The organism is Rhizobium sp. B230/85 (assembly GCF_019355735.1).
GTDB classification, from domain to species: Bacteria; Pseudomonadota; Alphaproteobacteria; order Rhizobiales; family Rhizobiaceae; genus Rhizobium; species Rhizobium rhododendri.
The window spans coordinates 1,031,059-1,056,763 of sequence record NZ_CP072156.1 but is presented as its reverse complement, the minus strand read 5'-3'; the positions used below and the strand labels follow the sequence as shown (position 1 = coordinate 1,056,763).

Below are 25,705 nucleotides of genomic sequence, written 5' to 3'. Positions count from 1 at the left end.
CAGTCTGTCGTCACGGACGCTGGCAAAGCCTGCCGCCCGTGATGAAAATGTCTTAGGCTGCCTGAAGGCGGTCTGCAGACATCTTGCCCGAACGCTTGTCAGCAACGAGCTCGTAGGAGATCTTTTGACCTTCCTGGAGTTCGCGCATGCCGGCGCGTTCAACGGCCGAGATGTGTACGAAAACGTCGGCTGCGCCGTCGTCAGGCTGAATGAAGCCGAAGCCCTTGGTTGCGTTGAACCACTTAACTGTACCTGATGCCATAACGATATCCTTTTCGAATCGCGAGTAGAGAAGAACGCAACCCGGAAAACGCCCGGATCGCGGTGAAAACCGATTTTGAAGGGAAGTTCGCCAGCAACGGCTGGAATGGCCGCAACAAAGTTCATCTAGCAAGATCGATGGCAACGTTTATATCCGACCTCCGTCGCTGTTTCAAGCCACAGCGAGTGCAAAGTCTCACCGCCGAAAGCCGGTTACTGATACGGGTGCATTGATCGGATGCCGGAAGGCCTTGCACACCCGACGTTTGGATGGGGCAACGGCGTGGCGGGCGCGGCCCAAAAAAATGCAAATTCAACCTGGAATGGCTCTGTCAAAGTCTAAAATCCCAGGTCCACTTCCACCTTTGAGCGATGGCTCCCGAAGCGTCACGAATCAACGATTGCAGCAACTTTCAGGTCGTTCCCCGAAGTGGTTAGCGATACTCAATGCATTCACATTGTCGACACGCTAACCGCGATTTCCAGCAACCGATTATCCATGGAGCTTTCAAACTACGAGGGATCATTACTGTTAGTGTATAAACAGACAGCCAGGCTTTGCTTTTTCATGCGTTATTTCGTTTATTTCTAATGCTGGAATGGCACTGACTTGCGAAAGCGCAATTTTTTGCCGCGATATTCCGGCTGTTCATTGGCAATTTTAGAGATACATGGCCTGCTCTTTAGAATTAAGAATTACTTAGAAAGTATGTCCTACATTTTAGTCGACTGATATGCATGGCTGAGTCGTCATCCAGCAGAGGTCAGCGGGTTTCGTGGGTAGGGCGCCTCTGTCAAAAATCGGCAGCATCCTCACCGTCCGCTTCTCACGGTCTGCCCAGTGAATGATTTGCTCGTGGCACCCCTCCCCGAAAAACAGATTTGCCGGAGTTGCAGGTGAAACACATATCTATCATTGGAAAATTTTTGCTCATCATGGCAGGCTTCGGACTCTTTGCCATCGGCGTCTCGCTGTATTCAGGCCAGCAGCTCAGCAGCATCGACACGGGCTACAATGCGCTGCTGGATCACGAGTCGGCAGCCGCGCTTAATTCGGCCCGAGCCAACCGCAGTTTGCAAACCGCGCGGGCGTCGATCGGCGATATCTTGATGGCGAATACGGACGAGCTCAATGCGCGCTCCGAGAAAAGCCTCAAAGAGGCTAGCGATGGCTTTGTCAAATTCATGGACCAAGCGATCGCTGCGTTACCCGAGAACGCTTCGCTGCCCCAACTGAAAACGGAAGGCATCCAAATTCTTTCCACGACCTGCGCACCAGCGATTGTTGCCGGTCGAGCTGCCACTAGCCCCACCGACGTTCTCGCTTCACAGCAACTTTTCCTGAGCCAGTGCCAACCTGCATTCGCTGCAATCTCTCCGAAATTTTCGTCTTTCGTCACTGACATCGCGGATGCGTCTTCCAAGGAAAGCGACCGGCTTACCAGTGTCACGAACGGTACGATCATGACGACCCTCATCATCGTCGCCGTTGGTCTTGTCGCGGTGCTCGTGCTTGGCTTCCTCGCCGTTCGCTCGTGGCTTGTCAGCCCGATCCAGAAATTGGCCAAAACCATGAACGTGCTTGCCAATGGCAACCTCGACGCAACAGTCGACGGCGTGGATCGGCGCGACGAAATTGGCACCATGGCCAAGGCGGTCCAGGTGTTCAAGGATAATGGACTGCGCGCCAAGGAACTCGAGCGGGATGCCGAACAGACCCGCACCGCAAGCGAGGCCGAACGCAGCCGCGTCGCCCAGGCCGATCGCCAGCGAGCCCACGAAATGGCCCAGGCGACCTCGGGGCTTGCAAACGGGCTCAAGCATCTCTCGAGCGGCGACCTGACCTTCCGCCTCGACGAAGCATTTGCCGGCGACTTCGAAAGCCTGCGTGCCGACTTCAATGCTGCCGTCGACCAGCTTGCCTCCAGCTTGCGGTCGGTCTCCATTGCAACGGGATCCATCGACAACGGTGCGCGCGAAATCAGCCAGAGTGCCGACGATCTTTCCAGGCGCACGGAACAGCAGGCTGCATCGCTCGAGCAAACTGCGGCGGCACTCGACCAGATCACCATCAACGTTGCCAACTCCTCGAAGCGGACTGAAGAGGCCCGCCACGTAGCGATCGAGGCCAACAAGTCGGCGCGGCGCTCCGGCGAGGTCGTTTCCAACACGGTCGTTGCGATGCAGCGCATCGAGCAATCCTCCAACCAGATCTCCAGCATCATCGGCGTCATCGACGAGATCGCCTTCCAGACCAATCTTCTGGCCTTAAACGCAGGTGTCGAAGCCGCTCGTGCCGGCGAGGCGGGCAAGGGCTTTGCGGTCGTAGCCCAGGAAGTCCGCGAACTCGCGCAGCGGTCTGCCCAGGCCGCCAAGGAGATCAAGGACCTGATCCGCAATTCCGGCGAGGAGGTCAGCAATGGCGTCAAGCTCGTGCAGGAAACCGGACATACCCTGAAGATCATCGAAGAACAGGTCATATCGATCAACACACAGCTGGATTCGATTGCGACATCCGCCAAGGAACAGTCGGTGGGGCTCGCCGAAGTCAACACGGCGGTCAACCAGATGGACCAGGTGACCCAGCAGAACGCCGCCATGGTCGAAGAGTCGACCGCTGCCAGCGCAGCTCTGGCCGGGGAAGTCGAGCGGTTGCGCGAGATCATCTCCGAATTCAATGTCGGGGGAGGCCGCGAAGCAACGCCGATGCGCCGTCCTGAAGTGGCCCATGCCAGCCACAAGCCCGTTCCTTCGCCCGCACGACGCATGCTTTCCAAGGTTGCCGGCGCCGTCGGCCTCGGAGGCGGCAGCTCGGCTGCAGCAGAGAACTGGGAAGAATTCTGAGCCAGTCGACGATCAAAGCCTGACACGGCACTCGAATTAACAGGAGGCCGGCCGCCAAGTCATTGGTGGCCGGCCTTCCGCATTTTCCCCTGACGACGACGATCGTCGCCGCGCAGCAATTGCGGCCGATGAGAACTATCCTGGCAAAACATGCACGCCGTGGCTTTTCATCAGCAATCCTTCACATAGTCTGGAACAACCTGTTCGAACACTGGTTGGTTGTCTGTAAAAAACAAACCAGGGAGATACCCAATGTATTCCAAGATCTTGGCAGTGACTGCTCTGACGCTCGCAATGGCCACAAGCGCGATGGCAGCCGGCACCGGCAGCCCAGGTAGCAGCTCCGGGACATCCGGCGCCTCCGGTTCCAGCTCGGGCAGCGATAGCACAGGCAATGGCACCAGCACCGGAACACCGGGCTCGAACACGGGAACCGGCGGCACAAGCGGTGGCATGACGAATGGCACCGGCACCAACAGCGGCGGCAGCAACGGCGACGGGAAGTCGCAGGATTGCAACGCTACAAAAACCAACAAAAATACGACGAATATGAAGTCCGACGCCGACAGCGCGCAGACTTCGAACTGCCAGTAATCTTATATTGGCTGATCAGCCCCGAGACCGACAGCCCCGAACTCCGCGGGGCTGTCTTCTATTTCGGACGTCAGCCAAATGGCACGTAATTGTCGCAAAATTGACAAAGTTCGTTTGACTTTCTGCGGAATATCGAACTAAATAATATACATGGTTGGGAGACCATGCGGAGGAGGATTTCATGAGCGATCGTGCAAAAGCATATGTCATAGCTTTCGAATTGTCGGCCTGCATCTGGGCAGCCATCGGGCTGATCGTCTGGAGCAGCCTCTGATCTACCGGCACCGAGCCGATTGCCTGATGCGCGAGAAAAGCGACGCTGCCGCTTTTCACCTTTGATCACATGATTTCGACGACGCTTTCGTCGCTACGACCGTTCCCGAAATGCGGCGATAGTCAACCTGACTTATGTCAGGCTGCGTTTTCCACCTTGTACGGATCGAACCGTCCGTAGAACGTTTCCCCGCTTGCGGCCATATCGATCAGCAGCGGCGTCGGCTTGAAATCGTCGCCGTACTCGGCCGCCAAATTTTCGCAAAGCGCCACGAACGCCTTTGCTCCCATTCCATCGATGTAGGACAGCGTGCCGCCGGTGTAAGGCGCGAAGCCGAAGCCGAGGATGGAGCCGACATCGGCCTCGCGGGGGTCGGTGACAATGCCCTCTTCCATCGTCCGTGCGGCTTCGAGCGCGATTGTCACCAGCATGCGCTGCTTCAGGACCCCGACATCCACATCCTCAGGCTTCTTTTGAGGGAAGAATTCCTTCAGGCCGGGCCAAAGCGTCTTCTTCGCCGGTTTGGCAGGATAGTCGTAGAAACCACGCCCGTTCTTGCGGCCCCTACGGTCGAGTTCGTCGACCATACGGTCGATGAGCTTGATGTGCCCGGGATCGACGGCGGCAGGTCCGAGATCGGCTACCGTTGCCTTCAGAATCTTCTGGCTGAGATCGATGGCCACCTCGTCGTTCAGCGACAGCGGTCCGACGGGCATCCCGGCCATCTTGGCGGCATTCTCGATCATGGCCGGCGGCACGCCTTCGATCAGCATGTCATAGGCCTCATGGATGTAACGGAAGACACAGCGGTTGACGTAGAAGCCACGGGTGTCGTTGACGACGATAGGCGTCTTCCTGATGGCGGCGACGAAATCCAGCGCCACGGCCAGTGCACGGTCGCCGGTCTCCTTGCCCATGATGACCTCGGTCAGCATCATCTTTTCCACTGGAGAGAAGAAGTGGATGCCGATGAAATTGGACTTGCGCTTCGAGTTTGCCGCCAATCCCGAGATCGGCAGCGTCGAGGTGTTGGAGGCGAAGATCGCCTTCTCCGGCAACATCGCCTCGACGGCCTCGATCACCGCTTTCTTGACATCGCGGTCCTCGAACACGGCCTCGATGACGAGATCGGCATCGCCGAGATCGTTGTAATCGGTCGAAGGCGTGATGTTTGCAAGCAGGGCCGCGCCCTCCTCCTGCGTCAACCGACCCTTTGCGATGGCATCCTTGACGAGCCCCTCGCCGGTCGCCTTGCCCTTGTTGGCGGCGTCCATATCGCGGTCGATCAGGGTTACGCGCAGGCCCGCTGCGGCGGTGACATAGGCGATGGAGGCGCCCATGAAGCCGGCGCCGACGATGCCGACATGGCGCAGGGCCGTCTTTGGGATGCCAGCCGGGCGACGGGCGCCCTTGCCGAGCTCCTGCATCGAGACGAACAGCGAGCGGATCATCGAGAACGCTTCGGTCGTCCGCAGGACCTCGGTGAAATAGCGCTGCTCGATCTTCAGGCCGAGATCGAAGGGCACCTGCAGGCCTTCGTAAACGCATTTGAGGATGGCGAGCGCGCCCGGATAATTTCCCGCTGTCTCGCGGCGGAGAATGGCAGGCGCTGCCGGCCAGAGTTGGGCCGAGGCCGGCGTCCAGATACCGCCGCCGGGAACCTTGAAGCCCTTTTCGTCCCACGGAGCGACGGGTTTCAGTCCATCCCTGATCATCTGCCTTGCCGCAGCGATCAGCTGATCCGGTTCGACGACCTGATGCACGAGGTTCATCGCCTTGGCGCGCGCCGGAGACAGCGAGGCGCCCGTCGTCATCATCTGTAGGGCGTCCTGGGCATTGGCAAGCCGCGAAACCCGCTGCGTACCGCCAGCGCCCGGAAAGATGCCGACCTTGACCTCCGGCAGCGCCAGCTTGACATGCTTGGCGCTGGAGACGACACGACCGTGGCAGGCGAGCGACATCTCGAAGGCGCCGCCCATGCAGGTGCCGTTGATCGCCGAAACCCATGGTTTGCCGCAGGTTTCGAGCTTGCGGAAAAGGCCGGTCATGCGGCCCACGAGGTCGAACAGCTTTTGTGCCGCCGTCGCAGGGTCTCTCGCCTTCTCATCATTATAGAAGGTGAACATCGACTTGATCATCGACAGATCGGCGCCTCCGGAAAAGCTGGCCTTGCCCGAAGTGATGACCACGCCCTTCACGGCAGCATCGGCGACGCTTGCATCGATGATGGCGTCAAGCTCTTCCATGACCTCGGCTGTGAACACATTCATCGACTTTCCTGGCATATCCCAGGTGACCAGCGAAATGCCGTCTGCATCAGTCTCGACAGTGAAATTGGTATAGCTGCTCATCGCGGGATTCCTCTCCCAGTAAATGTTCGTGGTTGCCGGGTTGCACACTCACTCGCTTGCCCCCCATCAGGGGGGGGTGCGGAGGAAGCCATCAGACCCTTTCGATGATGGTGGCGGTGCCCATGCCGGCGCCGATGCAGAGGGTAACCAGGGCCACATTGAGATCCCGGCGTTCCAGCTCGTCGAGCACGGTACCGAGGATCATCGCACCGGTGGCGCCGAGCGGATGGCCCATGGCGATGGCGCCGCCATTGACGTTGATTTTGCCGTGATCGATGTCGAAAGCCTGGCAATAGCGCAGAACGACGGCGGCGAAGGCCTCATTCAGTTCGAACAGATCGATATCGGCCAGCGACAGGCCGGAGCGCTTGAGCAATTTTTCGGTCACATCGACTGGGCCGGTCAGCATCAGTGCCGGGTCGGAGCCGATGTTGGCGAAGGCCTTGATGCGGGCCCGGGGTTTGAGGCCCATGCTCTCGCCACCAGCCCTGGAGCCGAGCAGGACAACGCCCGCGCCATCGACGATGCCGGAGGAATTGCCGGCGTGGTGGACGTAGTTGATGCGCTCGATTTCCGGATGCGCCTGGATACCGACAGCTTCGAAGCCGCCCATTTCACCGGGCATCTGGAAGGACGCATTGAGGGCGCCGAGCGCCTGCATATCCGTGCCGGGGCGCATATGTTCGTCATGGGCAAGGATGGTCAGGCCGTTCTGGTCCTTGACCGGTATGACGGACTTGTCGAACCAACCGCTCTTCCACGCATGCGCCGCACGCTTCTGGCTCTCGACCGCATAAGCATCGACATCGGCACGCGAGAAACCGTATTTTGTGGCAATCAGATCGGCGGAGACGCCCTGCGGCATGAAATAGGCTGGAAAATTGACCGATGGATCCATGAACCAGGCACCACCGCCCATCCCGAGCCCGACCCGCGACATGCTTTCGACACCGCCGGCAATGACGATGTCGTCCGCGCCCTGGGCGATCTTGGCCGCAGCCAGATTGACGGCATCCAGGCCGGACGCGCAGAAGCGCGAAATCTGCATGCCGGGTGCACGGGTCGAATAGCCCGCCTCGAACGCCGCAGCCTTCGGGATGACCGCGCCGGCTTCCATTACCGGATCGACGCAGCCCATGATGATGTCGTCAACCGTCGCCGTATCCAGACCGTTGCGATCACGGATCGCCTCCAGCGTGCGGGCCGCGAGACGCACCGACGGCACCTCATGCAACGCGCCATCCTTCTTGCCGCGACCGCGGGGTGTGCGGACATGATCGTAAATGAAAACCTCGGTCATCGTCTCTCTCCCTGGCGCCATGGGCACCAAAATTCGAACTTTTTATATCAGTCGAAGAACGTACTGATCCTGGCGAGAACTTCGGACATGATGAAATCGGGCACACTTTCCACGTATTTCCCGCCGCGCGCCCTAAGGTCGAGCGACCGCAACTGATTGCACATGATCACACCCGAACTCCGCGTTCCCGCGCCGGACAACGACACGGCAAATCCTTTGAAACGGGCAAACTCACCGCCGGTCGTTATAGGCACCACTATCGGCGTGCCGATGGCATTGAAGCTTTTCTTGGTAACCACCAGCACATACCGCGCGCCGGCCTGTTCACGTCCACGGATCGGTTCCAGATCGACGTGCCAGATGTCTCCGCGATCCACTAGATGACCTCTCGGCCAGACGGTGCATCATCGAGCCATTGCCGATCTTCCTCTGTGAACGGTGCATCAAGATCGCACTGCGCCAAAAGCTCATCGAGCGTGTACTTCGGCCGCTTGTGCGGAACCGCAACGACGCGCCCATCCTCTGCCAATACCTCGACCTTGGTATTGGCTGTCAGTCCCAACTCATCAACGACAGCTTTCGGGATCGTCATCATGACAGAGCCTCCCACATTGCGAAGTGTCGATGTCGCCATTTTCGCCTCCAAAAGTTATATCAATATATAACTTTCAATCATGCTGCACAAGATGCGGACTCGACCACAGATACCGCTCCCGCAGATCAAAACGCCTCCGCCGGCAGCGCCATCATGGTGTCTGCGCCGGCCTCGACGCGGGTCCGGCGTAGCGCGGTTTCCGGCAGGATGCGCTCCATGTAAAAGCGCCCGGTCACCAGTTTGGTCTCGAAAAACTCCGAACGAGCACCGTCGCCGGAGGCAAGGCCTGTCTGCGCCGCCTTGACCATCTTCGCCCACATGTAACCGAGCACGACGAGGCCGAAGAGGTGCATGTAATCGGTGGAGCCGGCACCGGCATTGTCGGGCTTTGCCATGGCGTTCTGCATGAACCACATGGTCGCGGCCTGGGCATCGCCGAGGCTCTTTTTCAAGGCCTTGGTGAACGGCGCCATCGCTTCGTCGGCGCGGTTCTCCTCGCAGAAATCGCCGATCTCCTTGAACAGCGCCATCACCGCGCGGCCGCCGTTGAGGCCGAGCTTGCGGCCGACCAGATCGAGCGCCTGGATGCCGTTGGCGCCCTCGTAGATCATCGCAATGCGGGCATCGCGGACATACTGGCTCATGCCGTTGTCCTCGATATAGCCATGGCCGCCGAACACCTGCTGGGCCATGACGGCGTGCTCGAAACCCTTGTCCGTCATGACGCCCTTGAGGATGGGCGTCAAAAGGCCAAGGATGTCGTCGGCCAATTGGCGCTCCCTTTCATCGGTCGCGCGGTGGGCGATGTCGGATTGCAGGGCCGTCCACAGCAGGAAGGCACGACCGGCCTCGTTGAAGGCTCGAATGGTCATCAGCGTCCGGCGGATATCGGGGTGGACGATGATCGGATCGGCCTTTTTGTCCGGCGCCTTGGCCCCCGACAGCGAGCGGCCCTGGATACGATCGCGGGCGTAGGCGGCGGCGTTCTGGTAGGCGACTTCCGAGATCGACACGCCCTGCAGACCGACGCTGACGCGCGCCTCGTTCATCATCACGAACATGGCGGGCAAGCCTCGGTTCTCGGTGCCGATCAGGTAGCCCGTCGCGTCGTCGTAGTTCATCACGCAGGTGGCGTTGGCGTGAATGCCCATCTTATGCTCGAGGGCGCCGCAGCTGACGCCGTTTCTGCCGGCCGGTGCACCGTCTTCGCCAACCAGGAATTTCGGCACGATGAACAGCGAGATACCCTTGGTGCCCTCCGGTGCGCCCTCGATGCGGGCAAGCACGAGATGAACGATATTCTCCGTCAGGTCATGCTCGCCCGCCGAGATGAAAATCTTCTGGCCGGAAATCCGGTAGCTGCCATCAGGCTGTAGCACGGCCTTCGTGCGCAGCAGGCCGAGATCGGTGCCGCAATGGGGCTCCGTCAGGTTCATCGTCCCCGACCATCTGCCTTCGACCATTTTCGGCAGGTATGTGCGCTTCTGCTCCTCCGTGCCGTGCACGAAGATTGCAGCCATCGCTCCGTGCGTCAGGCCGGGATACATCATAAGTGCCATATTGGCTGAAGAGGTATATTCGCCGACGGCCGCATGCAGCGTATAGGGCAGCCCCTGGCCGCCGAATTCCTCGGGCACGGCAAGCCCTGTCCAACCACCGGCGCAATAGGATTCATAGGCCTGCTTGAAACCTGTTGGCGTCGAGACATTGCCGTCATCGCTGCGCCGGCAGCCTTCCTGATCGCCAGAATAATTGAGTGGAAACAGTACTTCCTCGGCCATCCGGGCGGCTTCGCCAAGGATGGCCTCGATCATCTCGGGCGTCGCATCGGCAAAGCCCGGCAGATTATTATAGCGCTCGAGGCCGAGCACATCGTTGAGAATGAACAGCGTGTCGCTGACGGGCGCCCGATAGACCGGCATCGTTCAAATCCTCCAATTCGCAAAGACGAGACCAAGGCTCCGTCTTTGCAACAAGCCTATGAAATATTGACGTGCGCGTAAACGTCAAATGTATGACCCGAGGGTAAAACTTTTGTGTCGGAGGGACGATGGGCGCCGTATGCGAGACCCCAGGCGCTGGCACCGGGAGAAAGTGCGGCTCGGCTTCCTCTGAGATATCTTGTGCCCGCAATGGCCGGGCTGGTGCGCATTGAACAAAGGTTAAAGAAATTTTCGGGAAAGTTAACGGGTTCTTTACCACGTTTTGCGAATTTTGCGGCGTGAGCGGAGTGATCCGTATTCCATGCAGCAGTTTAGATTTTTGGAATACAGCGATCTCCACCGGTCTCAGGAATGCGTACCGTAATACGCCCTTGCGTCTGGTGCTCTTCAGTCACTGCAGTTTTCGATGGCAGCGGCGCGAGTACCGGGGGAAACAGCCCGCAAGGGTCAAATGTCGAAGTGAGCAACACGATGAGCGGATCTCCATCACATCCTCCCCTGATGAACGACAGGACGGCTCTCGATGCACTCAGCCGCACGATCGAGGGTCTGGAGGCCCGCATCGAAGGTCTGATGGGCGCAGCAGGCGGTCTGGAAACACCGCGCCCGCAGGCACCAGCGGCAGCCGTGTCGTCTGCAGCCCGCCCGGCGCTCGCAGAGAGATCCAATCGTCTGGACCGCGCTGTTGCCAGCCGCGAGGCTAACGACCGGCCGTCGCGCGCCGAAGCACCGGCGCCAGCTCCACGCTCCGATCCCTTTGCCGAAATCCGCCAGCGCCAGCGCATACTCGGGGCCAGCCGCGACCGCAGCCAGGCCGCAGAGCAAGAGGCACCCGTCCGTCCGCCGCTCGCACCGCGCGCCTCAGAACCCATGGCCTCGCGCCAGCCCGTTGCCCGCGTTGCGGCCGATAGCCGCCCTGCAGCGGATGCGATGACCGAGATCGCCCAGGCCCTGGTGAGCCTGCGCCACGACCTCAAGAAAGACATCGCAGACGGGGTAGCGCGCGAGATGGGCGCACTCCGGGCCGAGATCCGCACGATCAAGGGCGCCGCCGAAGACCATAATTTCGCAGACAGCATGCGCGCCGATCTGACGCGTCTTGCCGACAGCATCGACCAGCTGGCAAACACCGGTGCCAGCCACGGCTCCGAGGCCGCCGCCCTGAAGGCAGAGTTCGACGATCTTCGCGCGCTGATGGACGGACTTGCCCGCGAGGAATCCGTGCGGGGAATGGAGAGCCGTTGGGACAGCGTGGAAGATCGGCTGCAGGCTATCGACACATCCGGCCTGCAGGAAGAGCTTGTCGCGCTGGCCTACCGCATCGACGATATCAAGCGGCAGCTCGGCGGCATGAACGATAGCCCTGCGGTGCATGCGCTGGAAGAAAAGCTGATTTCCATTGCCACCGCGATGGAGCAGTTTGGCAACCTCATGCAGCCGCGCGACCGCGCCATGACCGAGCAATTCACCGCGATCGATGCGCGCCTCGACGAAATCAGCCGGGCGATTGCCGCCAGCGGCCGCAGCACCGCCAACACGGCCGATCCGGCGCTGATACAGCGCCTCGAAAACCGTATCAGCAGCCTCGCCGACCAGATCGACGTGATGAGCAGCGAAGCCATGCTGCGCTTCGAACCGACCATGGATCTGGCAAGCCGTATCGAAAGCCTCAGCAACCGCATCGACGACATGGCTCATGCGGAAACCGCGATCAACCTCGAAGAGCGACTGAACGAGCTGTCGCGGCTGATGGAAAGCTCATACAGCCAGGCGCCGCAGCCGGATCTCACCGTTCACCTCAGCGATATCTCGCGCAAGATCGACGCGCTCGACCAAGGTGCGGTCAACGACGTGCTTGCCGAACGGCTGGAGCAATTGGCCCGCCGCATCGACCAGATCGACATGCATCCGCCGGTGTCGGCCTTCGACGAGACGGTCGTCGTCAGGCTCGAGAGCCGGCTTGCCGATATTGCTTCCCGGCTGGAGGAAAGCACTGCCGCAGCACCCACCGACAGTCTGGCCCTGCGCGGACTGGAAGACCAGATCGCCCACCTCTCCGAACTTTTGAGCGAGCCGCGCAACGGTTTTCCAGTCGAATTCGACCAGCGCATGAGCGCTATCGAAGACTATATGAGCACCAACGACGAATATGTCATCGAAGCTGCTCGGCAGGCAGCCGAGACTGTCGTGCAGGCCTATTCCCGGCAGGGCGCGATGAACGGCGCGGCACCTGCGGCCGAGATGTCGGCATTGGCGGCGCTGGCCGAGGATCTTCGTCACCTCGAGGACATCAGCCGCAGCAGCGACGAGCGCACGCACCGCACATTCGAAGCCCTGCACAATACGCTGGTCCAGATCGCCGACCGTCTCGACAACATGGAGCGCAGCAAGCCCGCCGCCCGCATGCCGGCCGCCGAGTTCAATCCGCCGCCGCTCGAATATGCCGATGCGCCGCAAGCCCGTGCTGCCGCCCCTGCGCAGAAAAGCGGACCGGTGATCCGCACCGCATCCGCTGCAGTGCCGATGGCAACCGTCGCTGCGGCACGAGCTGCTGCCGATACTGCGGTACCGGGCGTAGCTGATGTCACCAACGCCGACGCAATTCCGATGGACGCCGAAACCAAGGCGCGCATCAAGGCGGCGGTCAAGAGCGAAGGCGGCAAGCCGAGCCTGTTTGCAGCCCTCGGCAAGCGTCTGCGACCGGGCCGCAAGGCAGACACAGAGGCCTCGACCGACCGCCAGGTGATCGACCCGACGCCGTCGATCGATTCGGGCGACATGATGCATGCCGACGAGGCGAACGAGTTGCTGGAGCCCGGCTCCGGCGCGCCGGATATCAAGAAGATCCTCGAAAGGGTGCGGGCCAGCCAGAATGCCGCCCGCAATGGCGCAGGCAAGCCGCAGACCGAAAACGAACGTGCCGACTACATCGCCGCCGCCCGCCGCGCTGCCCAGGCCGCTGCCATGGAAGTCGACCAATCGCGAACAGCGCCCACGGTCAAGGGCCCCGGCAAGACGGGAACTTTCGCGCGCTACCGCCGCCCGATTCTGCTCGCCGTCGGCGCCGCATTGCTGGCGCTCATGGCGTTTCCGCTGGTCCACTCGTTGACCGGCAAGCAGGCACCGGCACCCGCCGAAGTGTCCGCCTTGACCTCGGCAGCGACCCCGGCGCCGGCAGCAACCGATCCTGCAGCCGCCGTTCAGCCGCAGCCCGCCCCTGGCCCAACACAGGCTGCGCCAGTAGAGCCTGGCATGGCGACGCAGACTGCCCCCTTGGCATCCCCCGTTCCGGCCGGCAGCGATCCTGCCAGCCCGCCGCTGGCCTCGCCGGGCACACCGGCGCCCGGAATGGCAAATGCGACGCCGTCGGCGACAACCGCGCCGGACGTCGCTGCAGCCAACACCGCGGGCGATGCGACGGCACCGGCAACTCCAGCTGCCGTCATCGCCGTTCCGGATAGCGTCCAGCCACCGGCACTTGCAGATGCGGCCCGCCTGGGCGATCCTCTGGCACTCTTCGAGATCGGCGCGCGCTTCACCGAAGGCCGTGGTTTGCCGACCGATCTGAAGCAGGCGGCAAGCTGGTACCAGCTCTCTGCCGACAAGGGCTTTGCCCCGGCACAGTACCGTCTTGCCAGCATGTATGAAAAGGGCAATGGCCTCGACCGGGACCTCGCAAAAGCCAAGCAATATTACCAGCTGGCAGCCGACCAGGGTAACGCCAGCTCCATGCACAATCTGGCTGTTCTGTTCGCATCCGGAGCCGCCGGCGCGCAGGATTATGCCGCAGCCGTCGACTGGTTTACGAAAGCAGCCAATTTCGGTGTCTCCGACAGCCAGTTCAACCTCGCCATCCTCTATGCACGGGGCAACGGCGTGAAGCAGGATCTCACAGAATCCTACAAGTGGTTCGCTATTGCCGCAAAGGGCGGCGACAAGGATGCGGCACAGAAGCGCGATGAAGTGGCCAACTCCCTGAAGCCGGACCAGCTGCAGGCCGCCAAGGAAAAGGTCGACGCCTGGAAGCAGCAGCCACTGGACGACAAGAGCAACCGGGCCGATATTCCCGACGCATGGGCGGGCAAGAGCGTCCACACCGGCTCGGTCGATATGAAAAAGGCTGTCCGCAACATTCAGGCGATCCTCAACAACAACGGCTTCGACGCCGGCACGCCTGATGGCAACATGGGCGACAAGACAGTTGCAGCGCTGAAAAGCTTCCAGAAATCGGTCGGCCTGACGCCAGACGGCAAGATCACCGATCAGGTCGTCAAGCAGCTGCTGGCCCGCAACAAACCCGCCTGAGATCGATCATTCATCCGCAAATGCCCGGCCGGAGAAATCCTGTCGGGCTTTTTTGTATCGAGATTGTCGAGAAAAAAGGTCTCTTCAGCCCCGCATCACTGGCGGCATAGATTACCCAAATCTCATAAAGTTAACCGGAATGAACCAAAATCGGATTGCTGCGTTACAGAGCGAAATCCAAGCAAGGGTGGCGAATGAAGTTTTTTGCGCTGACGTCTGCGTCTCGTGGCATGGCCATCCTGGCCGCGGCTCTTATCCTCCAACCCATCAGTGGTGCTTTTGCTGCCGATAGCGAACCGACGGAAGCGCCGCCCATCCCGGTCACGGCAATCACCGCCAAGCGCGAAACCATCCACCGGGTCATCAACGGTATTGGAACGGTGTCTTCGCTCCAGTCCGTTCTGGTGCGTCCGCGCATAGACGGGCAGGTGATGGAAATCCCTTTCACGGAGGGGGAGATCGTCCAGAAAGGAAGCGTCCTGCTGCGGCTGGATGACCGCCAGCTGGTATCCGACCTGACGTCTGCCAGGGCGAAAAAAGCCCAGGACGAGGCCCAGCTGCGCAGCGCCAAGGCGGATGCGGAGAGATATGCAGGCCTTGCGCAAAAGGGGATCGCGTCCACTGCAACCGTCGAGCAGAAAAATGCGTCCAGCGACCAGCTTTTCGCCGCCGTCCAGTACGACGATGCGGCAATCAAAAATGCCGAGACCCAACTCGGATTTGCGACCATCGTCGCCCCTTTCACCGGCCGCACCGGTTTTCGCCAAGTCGATACGGGCAGCGTTATCAGCGCAAGTTCGTCCACGGGGATCGTGACTATCACACAGATGGACCCCATCGGCGTGTCGTTCGTCGCTCCCGGCGATCGGTTTGCGGAAATCCGGGATGCTCTGAAACAGGGCATTGCCGAGGTCGAGGTATCGGCAACAGATGGCACCCGGCAACTTGCCAAGGGCAAACTCTCGGTCATCGACAATTCGGTCGATGCGAGCAATGGGTCGATCCACCTTCGTGCCGATTTCGACAATGGCGACAGCCGCCTGTGGCCCGGCCTGCCGGTTGCGACGCGCTTGACGGTCGAGGTTCGCGACGGCGTCGTGGTGCCCGACAAGGCTTTGGCGCGCGGCCCGTCGGGTCTCTATGCCTATGTCGTCGGAAAAGACGGCAAGGTTGAGAAACGCGATGTCGTCTCCGCCTTCGTGACCGATGCGCGAGCCTTGGTAACGAAGGGTATTTCGGAAGGCGATCAGGTCGTCATGGACGGCCAGTCGCGCATCGGCGACGGCGTCAAGGTCAGCGTCACCCCCTGGACCGGTTCCACGACCGGAGAACTTGCGGAGAAGAAATCCCCATGAGCGGCATCGATCCCTCCCAGACCGCTCAGCCTAAAGACTCAAATTTCTTCAGCTTTTTTATCGATCACCCCGTCGCCACCGGTCTCATCATGGCCGGTATCTTCCTCGTCGGTGCCATCTGCTATCCGCTGATGCCGGTATCGGCGCTGCCGCAGATCGACTTTCCAACGATCCAGATCGCGGCAAGCCTTCCCGGCGCGTCGCCGGAGACGATGGCATCGAGCGTTGCCCAGCCGATCGAGGAGGCGCTTTCCCGGGTCAGCGGGATCACCGAGATGACGTCGAGCAGCTCGCTCGGCACCACGTCGATCACCATCCAGTTCGCACTCAGCCAGGACATACAAACCGCGGCGAGCGATGTGCAGATGGCGATCAGTGAGGCGTCCGCAACGCTTCCGAAGGACATGCCGTCCCTGCCAACGGTGCGGAAGGTCAATCCCGCCGATGCGCCGGTCATGCAGCTGTCGGCGACCTCGGACACGCTGACGCTACCGGAGCTCGACGAGTACATTGAACGGAATGTCGCTACCAAGATCGGCCAGGTTTCCGGCGTTGCCTATGTCAATATCGGCGGCAAGCAGAAGCCAGCGATCCGCATCGGTGTCGATCCCGGCCGCCTCGCGCAATCAGATGTGACGCTAGAAGATGTCCGCTCGGCCATCGGCAATCTCAGCCTCAGCGCCCCCAAGGGCAACATCGACGATCCGACCCGGACCTTTCCGATCTACACCAACGACCAGATCACAAAGTCGGCCGACTGGAACGATGCTGTCATCGCCTACCGCAACGGCGGCCCGGTGCGTATCCGCGATATCGGTGCCGCCGTCGATGGCGCCGAAGACTCGAAGATGGCACACTGGACGAACGGCGAGCGCGGGATCGCCCTCGACGTATTCAGGCAGCCGGGCGCAAACGTCATCGGCGTCGTTGACGCAATCAAATCCCAGCTTCCCGCCCTGCAGGCATCGCTGCCACGCGCTATCAAGCTGGAACTCGTGACCGACAGGACATCGACGATCCGGGCGTCCGTCGAGGATGTCCAGTTTACGCTGATGCTGACCATCGGGCTCGTGGTGCTGGTGATCTTCCTGTTCCTGCGGGATATCAGGGCTACCATCATCCCGGCGCTTACCCTGCCGATTGCCCTTGTTGGCTCGCTCGCACCGATGTGGGTGCTGGGTTTCAGCCTCGACAACCTGTCGCTCATGGCGCTGGTGGTGGCCGTCGGCTTTGTCGTCGACGACGCTATCGTCATGCTCGAAAACATCACCCGCCTGATCGAGGAGGGTCTGGAGCCAAAAGAAGCGGCCCGGAAGGGCGCGCGGGAGATCGGCTTCACGATCATTTCCATCAGCCTTTCGCTGATCGCCGTTCTCATCCCCATCCTGCTTATGGGCGGCATCGTCGGACGGATGTTCCGCGAGTTCGCCGTGACACTGACGATAGCCATCGCAATTTCGGCTTTCGTGTCGCTGACGCTGACGCTGACGCCTATGCTGGCATCGCGCTTCATCAAATCGGTTCCAAAGGAGCAGCACGGTCGCCTCTACCGCGCTGGAGAAGCCTTCTTCGACTGGCTGCTGTCGCTTTACGCTCGCAGCCTGGCGCGAGTGCTTCGCCACCCTTATGTGACTTTGACCGTTTTCCTCGGCACGGTCGCGCTGACCGGCTACCTCTTCTTCATTATCCCCAAAGGCTTTTTCCCCGAGCAGGATACGGGCTTCATTGCCGGCCAGTCACAGGCTTCGCCGGATATCTCCTACACCGAGATGGCCAAGCTGCAGGAGCGGGTGAGCGCCATCATCCTGAAGGACCCGGCTGTCTATAGCGTGTTCATGGATATCGGCGGCGGCAATGGCGGCAACGCGCTCAACCAGGGCCATGTCAACATCACGCTGAAACCGCTGTCGGAGCGCGACGCAAGCGCCAAGGAGGTCATCCAGCGGCTTGGTATTGCGCTCAACCAGCAGCAGGGCATCAAGCTCTTCATGCAGTCCGCGCAGGATATCAACATCGGCGCGCGGCCCGCCAAGACCCAGTATCAATATACGCTTCAGGACGGCAACATCAGCGAGCTCTCGCAATGGGCAACGAAGGTGACGAACAAGCTGCAGAGCCTGCCGGAACTGCGCGACGTCGGCAATGACCAGCAGGCGGAGGCTCCCAACCTGTCGATCCATATCGACCGGGCGGCTGCCTCGCTTTACGGCGTCCTTCCGGCAACGATCGACGACACACTCTACGATGCCTTCGGACAGCGGCAGGTGGCTTCCTACTCCACACAGACCGACACCTTCCACGTCATCCTCGAGGTTCTACCAGACCTGCAGCGCAAGATCGCGACGCTCGACCAGCTTTCCGTCCGCTCCAGCAGCGGCACGCTGGTTCCGCTGTCAGTTGTTGCCAAGTGGACGACGAACGGGGTGTCGCCGGTTTCGATCTCTCATCAGGGACAATCGCCGGCAGTGACGATCTCGTTCAACCTGGCACCCTCTGTCGCACTCGGACAGGCAACGCAGGCAATCGAGGCCGCGGTACAAGGGTTGCAACCACCGGCATCGCTGCAGGCGAGCTTTTCCGGCAGCGCCAAGGCCTTCCAGGAGTCGCTGGCGACGGTACCGCTGCTGATCCTGGCGTCGCTGATCGTCGTCTACATCATCCTCGGCGTGCTCTATGAAAGCCTGCTGCATCCGCTGACGATCCTATCGACATTGCCGTCCGCAGGCCTCGGGGCGCTGGCGGCTCTGATGATTTCGGGCTTCGACTTCGGTCTCGTCGCCATGATCGGCGTCATCCTGCTGATCGGCATCGTCAAGAAAAACGGCATCATGCTGGTGGATTTCGCTATCCAGGCAGAGAAAGAAGAGGGCCTGACCAGCGAACAGGCCATCACCAAGGCGGCGCATCTGCGTTTCAGGCCGATCCTGATGACGACCATGGCAGCCTTGCTCGGCGGAATTCCCTTGGCGATAGGACATGGCACGGGATCAGAACTGCGCCAGCCCCTCGGTTACGCCATCGTCGGCGGCCTGATCGTCAGCCAGATCCTGACGCTCTACACGACCCCGGTGATCTATCTGCTACTCGACAGGCTGGGAAAACGGCGCGCAAACAGCAATCCGGAGCTTAAGGCAGGGGCCGCCTCTCCGGCATGATGCACGACGGTCGTTCGGGTCCTTTGGGACGAAAGTTTCCGTCGAACGTCCCCGCGCGCAGTATCGATGTCATGAGAGCCGAGCGTCTGGCCATTGCCGTGGAGCCTTCGTTTATTTCATATAATATGATTATGCCGCTTCTAGCCCAGTGAAAGTCCGCCGCAACAGACAGTGAGACGTACCATGACCGAAAGTGACTCACGCATACCGCTCAAATTTATTGCCAGCGTCGCAGTCATCGCGCTGGTCGGACTGCCGGTTATATTGGGTTCCTGGTACACCATCGATCAAGGCGAACGCGGTGTGATCACGCGCTTCGGTGCAGTCGTTGGCACGGCGGATCCGGGCCTTGGCTTCAAGACGCCGTTCGTCACGGTCGTTACGCGCTTTCCAGTCCAGACACAGATCATCAAGATCGAGGACACGGAAGCCTACTCGCAGGACCAGCAGCCTGCCCATATGCAGCTTTCCGTCAATTACAGCATTACGCCTTCGCAGGTCGTCGATGTCTATAGCCAGTTCGGCAGCGCCGAGGGCCTTGCCGACCGCCTGATCCGTCCGCGCATCCAGCAGCAGGTCAAAAACGTCTTTGGACACTACACGGCGGCAACGGCCATCAGCCAGCGCGACAAGCTAAACACCGATATCCGCCAGGCGCTCAGCGACTCCGTCAAGGGGCCGGTCATGATCGAGGGCGTACAGCTGGAAAACATCAAGTTCTCGAAGCCATACGAGGAAGCAATCGAAGCCCGCATGACAGCGGAAGTCGAGGTTCAGAAATCGGCACAGAAGGCGCAGAACGAAAAGCAGCTGGCGCAGATCACCGTCACCAAGGCGCAGGCCGATGCGGATAGTCAGCTTGCACTCGCGACTGCCCAGGCCAAAGCCATCACGCTTCGCGGCGAAGCCGATGCGAACGCCATCCGGGCCAAGGGAGAGGCGCTCCGCGACAACCCCGCGCTTATTCAATACCAGGCTATCGGCAATGGTTGGGATGGCAAGTTGCCTACCTCGATGACGCCCGGCGGCGCCTTGCCGTTCATCGGCGTCAGGTAACCAGGTCTGCCCGAGCGTTGACGCGGCTCGCTGGCGGGAGATATTCTCCTCGTGAAGCCTCGTCCTGGCGGCATCAACGCCCCCCGTGAGTGGGGAGCCTGATCCGGAGTGCTGATTTGCGTCATGTTGCCCTCATCGCGTTGAGGTCGTTGATCATCAGCCTGACTATTGTCGGGGCGCAGCATCTTTGGGGAATTGCATTTCCGGATGACAGCGTAAAATACTCGCTATCATCGTTTGGAATTCTGTTTCTGGTCGGGTTTGTTCTCTCGTTGTCTTTCGAGATGTTCCAGAAGGCGCGATGAGCGACAGCATTCCCGCGCGGTATCGGGCGTTGTGGCATTTACCACACCTTTCGGAAAAATGCTTCGGCCCAGGAATGGCGATTGACTTAACATCGCCAAACCCAAACTTTCCTTAACGGGTTCCGGCTAGGGTTTCGTATGAGCGTCGCGCGTTCAAAGGGGAAATTTCATTAGGCGCCGGGTTTGCTGAACGAGCGCAGTTCATTTGGGGTCCGGCCGTGACGATTTACCTGCCGATAGCGGAATTATCGGTCAATATCTTCATCATCCTCGGCATGGGCGCGGCGGTCGGCTTCCTTTCGGGCATGTTCGGCGTCGGCGGCGGGTTTTTGATCACGCCACTGCTGATCTTCTACAACATTCCCCCAATCGTCGCCGTCGCCACAGGCTCCAACCAGGTCGTTGCCTCCTCGGTTTCCGGCGCCATCAGCCATTTCAGGCGCGGCTCACTGGATCTGAAGCTCGGATCGATCCTGCTTGCCGGCGGCCTCGTCGGCTCGACGCTTGGCCTCTGGGTCTTCGTGATCCTGCGGCGCGTCGGCCAGATCGACCTGATCATCTCGCTTCTCTACGTGTTCCTGCTCGGCACGGTCGGGACGCTGATGCTGTGGGAGAGCATCAATGCGCTGCGACGCGCAGCCGGCAGGGGCAAGCCGCTGCCCAAGCGGCCCGGCCACCATAACTGGGTGCAGCGGCTGCCGCTGAAAATGCGTTTCAAGAAATCGAAGCTCTATCTCAGTGTCATTCCGGTCTTCGGCCTCGGTTTCTTCGTCGGCGTGTTGACCCCCATGGGGATCGGCGGCGGCTTTATCCTGGTTCCAGCGATGATCTACCTTCTGCGCATCCCGACCAATGTCGTGGTCGGTACATCGCTGTTCCAGGTCATCTTTGTCACCGGCTATACGACCATCGTCCAGGCAGCCACCAACTATTCCGTCGATATCGTGCTCGCCTTCGTGCTGATGGTGGCCGGCGTCATCGGTGCGCAATACGGCGTGCGGGTCGGCCAGCGGCTGCGTGGCGAGCAGCTGCGTGCCTTGCTCGGGCTTCTCGTGCTCGCCGTCGGCGTGCGCCTTGCCATCGCGCTGATCGTCACGCCGACCGATATCTACTCCATCGTCATGGAGGGCATCGGCCAATGATCGGACGTACCCTTGTCCTTGCCGCCGCCCTGCTGCTGGCAGCGTTTGGCGCCCGGGCGCAGGTGATGCTCGACGCGCCGGCGACGCCCCTGCCCGAGACGATGGAGATCGGTACCTCGACCAGCGAAATCGCCATCACGTCGGATTTCGCCGGCGCCGACCTGACGATTTTCGGCGCACTCGGCAACACCGACCAGCTGCTGCTGGCAATCGGCCAGTATGACATCGTCGTGGTGCTGGAAGGTCCACGAGAGAACGCCACCGTGCGCAAGAAGCAGCGGGTGTTCGGTATCTGGGTCAATACGCGATCGATGACCTTCGAGCGAGTGCCGGAAGCCTATTCGCTATCGAGCACGCGTGCTGTCGACAGCGTCACGACACCGCTGGAACTGAACGACCACGGCATCGGCCTCGATCATATTCCGCTCAACCCGGTCGGCTTCGTTGGCGACGTCGGAAACCTGCGTGAGTTCCGCGACGCGTTCCGGAGGCTGCAAGAGAGCGGCGGCCTCTACGACCGCGATCCGAGCGGCGTTCGCTTTGTCAGCTCCAGCCTGTTCAAGGCGACGCTACGCCTGCCGGCCAATGTGCCCAACGGCGTACACACTGTGCGCGCCTATCTCTTCAAAAGCGGCAAGTTCGTCGCCGAAAAGTCGTTGCCGCTGCGGGTCATCAAGACCGGCATCGAACAGACCATCACCGACGCCGCCCATGAGCAACCGATCGCCTACGGTTTCTTCGCAGTTTTCCTCGCCGTCGTGACGGGCTGGACCGCCAGCTTCATATTCCGGAAGAGCTAGAGAACTCGCCACTTCGCTGCCGCCGCTAAGCACGGAAATTGCGTTGGTTTGCAAGGGACTATGGGGCGTCGCACGAGAGCACCGACGATATATGCTACGGCGACGGAACAACTTTGGTTCGAGACCATTGAGCAGCATGAAAACAACCGCGCTCCTCACCACCCTCGCCCTCCTCGTCCCCTTTGCCGCCACGGCTCAGGAGATGAAGCCCGACGCAATCAATGCCTCGTCGCTCGCGTCGATCCCGGCGGACCGTCCGGCGACAGCGTCCGACAATCCCGATCCGGCGATTGTCCGCCTGCAGGTGCTGCTCGACCGCGCCGGCGCGTCTCCGGGGGTGATCGATGGTTTCTATGGCGAGAACGTCAGCAAGGCGGTCGCTGGCTTCGAAGCGATGAATGGGCTGGCGACTGACGGCAAGGTTGGACCTGATGTCACCAGCCGTCTCGATGGCAAGGCTCCGGTGATCGAGAGCTACGTGATCACCGCTGACGATGCCACCGGCATCGTCGATCACATTCCGACGGACTACGCCGAAAAAGCCAAGATGGAGAGCATGGGCTACACCAGCGTCGCCGAGGAGCTTTCGGAGCGTTTCCACATGGCCCAGGCGCTGCTCGAAAAACTCAACGAAGGCAGCGATTTCGCGGTTGGCAAGACGATCCAGGTGGTGATGCCGGGTCCGCCGATGCAGGGCCAGGTCAAGCGCATCGAAGCCAATAAGAAGAGTGGCCAGGTTTTTGCGTATAACGCCGAAGGCAAGCCGATCGCCGTCTATCCTGCGACAGTGGGCAGCGAGGAAAATCCATCGCCAAAGGGACTGCACAAGGTCAAGGGCGTCGCCCGCAACCCGGTCTATCGCTATGACCCGGCCAAGAACTTCAAGCAGGGCAAGAACGACAAGGTCCTGACGATACCCAAGGGACCGAACGGCCCTGTCGGCAGCGTATGGATCGACCTCACCGAACCGACCTACGGCATCCACGGGACGCCAGAGCCCGACCTTATCGGAAAGGTCGGCTCGCACGGTTGCGTCCGCCTGACGAACTGGGATGCCGAAGAGCTGGCCGGCATGGTCAAACCCGGCGTGGTCGTTGAATTCGTCAACTGATCGAGCCCGTGCCGGCAGCACTGCCTGCGCGGAACCGACAACGCATAGTCTGACGGTCCTTTCCTCGGCACCGAGGCGGCATCTGCCACAACTTTGCTTGGCTATGTCCGCCACAAAACTGTCGCTCAATGTTCACGTAATCCTATTACATGCCGCTTCGGTCACCTTCCGACCGGAGCGGCATTTTTCGTTGCAATAACGCGGCCGGTCGCTCTTTTCCCATGGAGCAACCATGTCGTTGAAATCCTTCGTCATCGCCAGCCTGATGTTTGCTGCTGCGGGGAGCCCCGCTGGCGCGGGTGCGCTTTCCCCAGACAAATACATCGCAGTCATGCGTCACGGCGTCCGGCCGCAGACCAGCAGCCGGGAGCTGCTGCATTATTCGTCCCGGCAGTGGCCGACATGGGACGTCGCCGACGGCATGCTGACAGGGCACGGAAAAGTGGCGGCCGAGAAACTCGCCGCCTGGGAGGTTTCCATGCTGCGCGCCAAGAACCTCGTTCCCAAGAGCGGTTGCCCTGTCCCTGGTTCCGTCTTCGGTTGGGCCAATGGTGCCATCCAGCGCACCATCGATACCGGGAATGTGCTGTTATCGGCGATGTTCCCCGGCTGCGGCCTTTCCGTCGGGTTCAACGGGACCAGGGATGTCGACGCGCTTTACGCGGCCTCGGAAACCTCCCTTGGGGCCGTCGATCCGGCCAAGGCAGAAGCTGCCATCCTTGCCACGGCCGGCGGCAGCTTCGATGCGATGAAGGCCAAGGCGGCGCCCTTGATGAAGGAGCTCGACACCATCCTCGGATGCGCGACGCCTGCCTGCTCGATGGAACAGCGGCCCTGGACGATCGAGACCAAGGCGGCAAAGGACGGAAAGCCGGCAAGCGTTTCCATGAAGGGACCCATCGTCGAAGCCGGCACGATCGTGCAGGTTTTCCTGCTGCAATATGCCAATGGTTTTCCTGCAGACCAGGTGGCCTTCGGGAAGGCATCGAGCGCTGCCGACATCATCCGCCTGTCGCAGCTGCGCCAGGTCAAATACGACATTGGCAACCGTGTACCCTACCTCGCTGCGCGCGACGTTTCGAATTTCCTCAACCAGGTACTGCTCGCCATCGCTGCCGACCCGAAGGACGCGAAATCAGCGGAAGGACCACCGAACGCCAACTTCCTGCTCTTCATGGGCAGCGATACCCAACAGGCCGAAATCGCGGCGCTTCTTGGTCTGCACTGGCACATTCCGCCCTATCTGGACGACGAAACGCCGCCGACCGGGGCGCTGACCTTCGAGCGGTTGCGCGATGGCGCGGGCAAGGCCTATGTCCGTCTCGGCTTCGTTGCACCGACCCTGGATCAGATTCGTGACGCCTCCACGATCGATGCAGCCTCGCCGCCGCTCCAGGCAAAGATAGCGATGCCCGGCTGCGAAAGCGAGAGCGTCGAGGGTGCCTGCCCGCTCGATCGCTTCATGGCCTTGGCACGACCGAAGCTCGATATGACGGCTGTGGCCAGCCAGGCTTACCACTGACAACGGGAAGTCCGCAGGATCTCGATTAGCCGATCAGGCTTGCGTAGCGGACTGAATAGATACGGTCCCGACCGAGCAGGTGGGCAACCAGTAACGGGTGGTCGAACAGTCCGGCCATCGCCTTGTGACCGAGATCGAGACCGCCACTCATCAGGCCGAAAGCCGGCATCAGCATCCGGCCGCCATCCGTTGCAAAGCAAGGACGGCGGATAGACTTTTCCCGTCTGCGCACAGTAGCCGAGGGGTGGAGGTGGCCGGCAATCTCTCCGGCCTGCCTTCCTGACTTGGGTTCGTGCCGGAATGTCAGGCCGCTGTGGACAAGTTCGTCGAGCGACTGGCCTGGAAGACCGGTTGTACCATCTGGGTCGTGGTTACCGTTGATCCATATCCATTCGCGACCCCGGGCCATGCCCGAGATCAGTGTCCGGAATTCCTCCGGCATCAGGGCGGATCCCTTGCGATCATGGAAATTGTCGCCGAGCGAGATCACCAGCTTGGGATCGTAGCGAGCGATGACAGCGGACAACACCGTCAGCGTCGCCAGTGTATCGTAAGGTGGCAGCATCATGCCGCGCCGGGCGAATGCTGCGCCCTTCTCGAGATGCAGGTCAGAGACGAGGAGGATACCCGCATCCGGCAGGTAGAGGCCACCCAAGGGATCGCACACCGCTGCGACGCCGTGGACGCTGGTTTCCGCGCCGGCTGATGTGGCAAGGCCGGTCATGTCGCGCGCGAGCGCCAGTCGGGTTATCAATAGTCCGCTTTCCAAATTTCATTCATGCCGGTGCCTGT

General features: G+C 60.8%; 17 protein-coding genes. 10 read left to right on the top strand and 7 right to left on the bottom strand.

Annotated elements, in window-relative coordinates; all coding sequences use genetic code 11:
* Nucleotides 1-52: 52 nt before the first annotated feature.
* The gene (locus J5289_RS04995; RefSeq protein WP_111216728.1) at nucleotides 53-262 is read right to left on the bottom strand and encodes a cold-shock protein; all 210 of its coding nucleotides are present in this window, start codon (nucleotides 260-262) and stop codon (nucleotides 53-55) included.
* Nucleotides 263-1,158: 896 nt separating this feature from the next.
* Here J5289_RS04995 and J5289_RS04990 point away from each other — a divergent pair.
* Together J5289_RS04990 and J5289_RS04985 are read left to right on the top strand one after the other, a co-directional pair.
* On the top strand, nucleotides 1,159-3,105 hold the full coding sequence (locus J5289_RS04990) for a methyl-accepting chemotaxis protein (protein ID WP_209206752.1): 1,947 nt from the start codon (nucleotides 1,159-1,161) through the stop codon (nucleotides 3,103-3,105).
* 252 nt (nucleotides 3,106-3,357) lie between these two features.
* Nucleotides 3,358-3,699, top strand: a complete 342-nt coding sequence (locus J5289_RS04985; protein WP_209182792.1) for a hypothetical protein — start codon at nucleotides 3,358-3,360, stop codon at nucleotides 3,697-3,699.
* Nucleotides 3,700-4,110: 411 nt separating this feature from the next.
* Here the strand turns inward: J5289_RS04985 and J5289_RS04980 are convergent, their stop codons facing one another.
* The 5 genes from J5289_RS04980 to J5289_RS04960 all read right to left on the bottom strand — a co-directional run bounded on the left by J5289_RS04980 (nucleotide 4,111) and on the right by J5289_RS04960 (nucleotide 10,141).
* Complete coding sequence (locus J5289_RS04980) at nucleotides 4,111-6,324, bottom strand: FAD-dependent oxidoreductase (RefSeq protein ID WP_209182791.1); 2,214 nt, start codon at nucleotides 6,322-6,324, stop codon at nucleotides 4,111-4,113.
* Nucleotides 6,325-6,415: 91 nt separating this feature from the next.
* On the bottom strand, nucleotides 6,416-7,624 hold the full coding sequence (locus tag J5289_RS04975) for an acetyl-CoA C-acetyltransferase (RefSeq protein ID WP_209182790.1): 1,209 nt from the start codon (nucleotides 7,622-7,624) through the stop codon (nucleotides 6,416-6,418).
* A gap of 47 nt (nucleotides 7,625-7,671) precedes the next feature.
* On the bottom strand, nucleotides 7,672-8,001 hold the full coding sequence (locus J5289_RS04970; protein WP_209182789.1) for a type II toxin-antitoxin system PemK/MazF family toxin: 330 nt from the start codon (nucleotides 7,999-8,001) through the stop codon (nucleotides 7,672-7,674).
* Nucleotides 8,001-8,258 carry an AbrB/MazE/SpoVT family DNA-binding domain-containing protein gene (locus tag J5289_RS04965; RefSeq protein ID WP_209182788.1) on the bottom strand — a complete coding sequence of 86 codons (258 nt, stop codon included), beginning with the start codon at nucleotides 8,256-8,258 and terminating at the stop codon, nucleotides 8,001-8,003. Before J5289_RS04965 ends, J5289_RS04970 begins: the two co-directional genes overlap by 1 nt.
* A gap of 86 nt (nucleotides 8,259-8,344) precedes the next feature.
* On the bottom strand, nucleotides 8,345-10,141 hold the full coding sequence (locus tag J5289_RS04960; RefSeq protein ID WP_209187324.1) for an acyl-CoA dehydrogenase C-terminal domain-containing protein: 1,797 nt from the start codon (nucleotides 10,139-10,141) through the stop codon (nucleotides 8,345-8,347).
* Nucleotides 10,142-10,633: 492 nt separating this feature from the next.
* On the opposite strand from J5289_RS04960, the gene J5289_RS04955 reads away from it, so the two are divergent.
* The 8 genes from J5289_RS04955 to J5289_RS04920 all read left to right on the top strand — a co-directional run bounded on the left by J5289_RS04955 (nucleotide 10,634) and on the right by J5289_RS04920 (nucleotide 24,913).
* Nucleotides 10,634-14,467, top strand: coding sequence for a peptidoglycan-binding protein (locus tag J5289_RS04955; protein ID WP_209182786.1), 3,834 nt, complete (start codon nucleotides 10,634-10,636; stop codon nucleotides 14,465-14,467).
* Between the two features lie 194 nt (nucleotides 14,468-14,661).
* Nucleotides 14,662-15,822, top strand: a complete 1,161-nt coding sequence (locus J5289_RS04950; protein ID WP_247750675.1) for an efflux RND transporter periplasmic adaptor subunit — start codon at nucleotides 14,662-14,664, stop codon at nucleotides 15,820-15,822.
* Nucleotides 15,819-18,977, top strand: a complete 3,159-nt coding sequence (locus J5289_RS04945; RefSeq protein WP_209206753.1) for an efflux RND transporter permease subunit — start codon at nucleotides 15,819-15,821, stop codon at nucleotides 18,975-18,977. Before J5289_RS04950 ends, J5289_RS04945 begins: the two co-directional genes overlap by 4 nt.
* A gap of 183 nt (nucleotides 18,978-19,160) precedes the next feature.
* Entirely contained in the window at nucleotides 19,161-20,033 is an 873-nt protein-coding gene (locus J5289_RS04940) for a prohibitin family protein (RefSeq protein ID WP_209182784.1), read from the top strand.
* Nucleotides 20,034-20,556: 523 nt separating this feature from the next.
* Nucleotides 20,557-21,480, top strand: a complete 924-nt coding sequence (locus J5289_RS04935) for a sulfite exporter TauE/SafE family protein (RefSeq protein WP_209182783.1) — start codon at nucleotides 20,557-20,559, stop codon at nucleotides 21,478-21,480.
* Nucleotides 21,477-22,280 carry a TIGR02186 family protein gene (locus J5289_RS04930; RefSeq protein WP_209182782.1) on the top strand — a complete coding sequence of 268 codons (804 nt, stop codon included), beginning with the start codon at nucleotides 21,477-21,479 and terminating at the stop codon, nucleotides 22,278-22,280. Before J5289_RS04935 ends, J5289_RS04930 begins: the two co-directional genes overlap by 4 nt.
* Nucleotides 22,281-22,407: 127 nt before the next feature.
* Nucleotides 22,408-23,391: a L,D-transpeptidase gene (locus J5289_RS04925; protein WP_247748967.1), complete on the top strand. Its 984-nt coding sequence runs from the start codon at nucleotides 22,408-22,410 to the stop codon at nucleotides 23,389-23,391.
* Nucleotides 23,392-23,623: 232 nt separating this feature from the next.
* Nucleotides 23,624-24,913, top strand: coding sequence for a histidine-type phosphatase (locus J5289_RS04920; RefSeq protein ID WP_209206754.1), 1,290 nt, complete (start codon nucleotides 23,624-23,626; stop codon nucleotides 24,911-24,913).
* A gap of 25 nt (nucleotides 24,914-24,938) precedes the next feature.
* Here the strand turns inward: J5289_RS04920 and pdeM are convergent, their stop codons facing one another.
* Nucleotides 24,939-25,667 (bottom strand): ligase-associated DNA damage response endonuclease PdeM, encoded by a 729-nt coding sequence (pdeM, locus tag J5289_RS04915; RefSeq protein WP_209182779.1) that lies wholly within the window; start codon nucleotides 25,665-25,667, stop codon nucleotides 24,939-24,941.
* Between the last annotated feature and the right edge of the window lie 38 nt (nucleotides 25,668-25,705).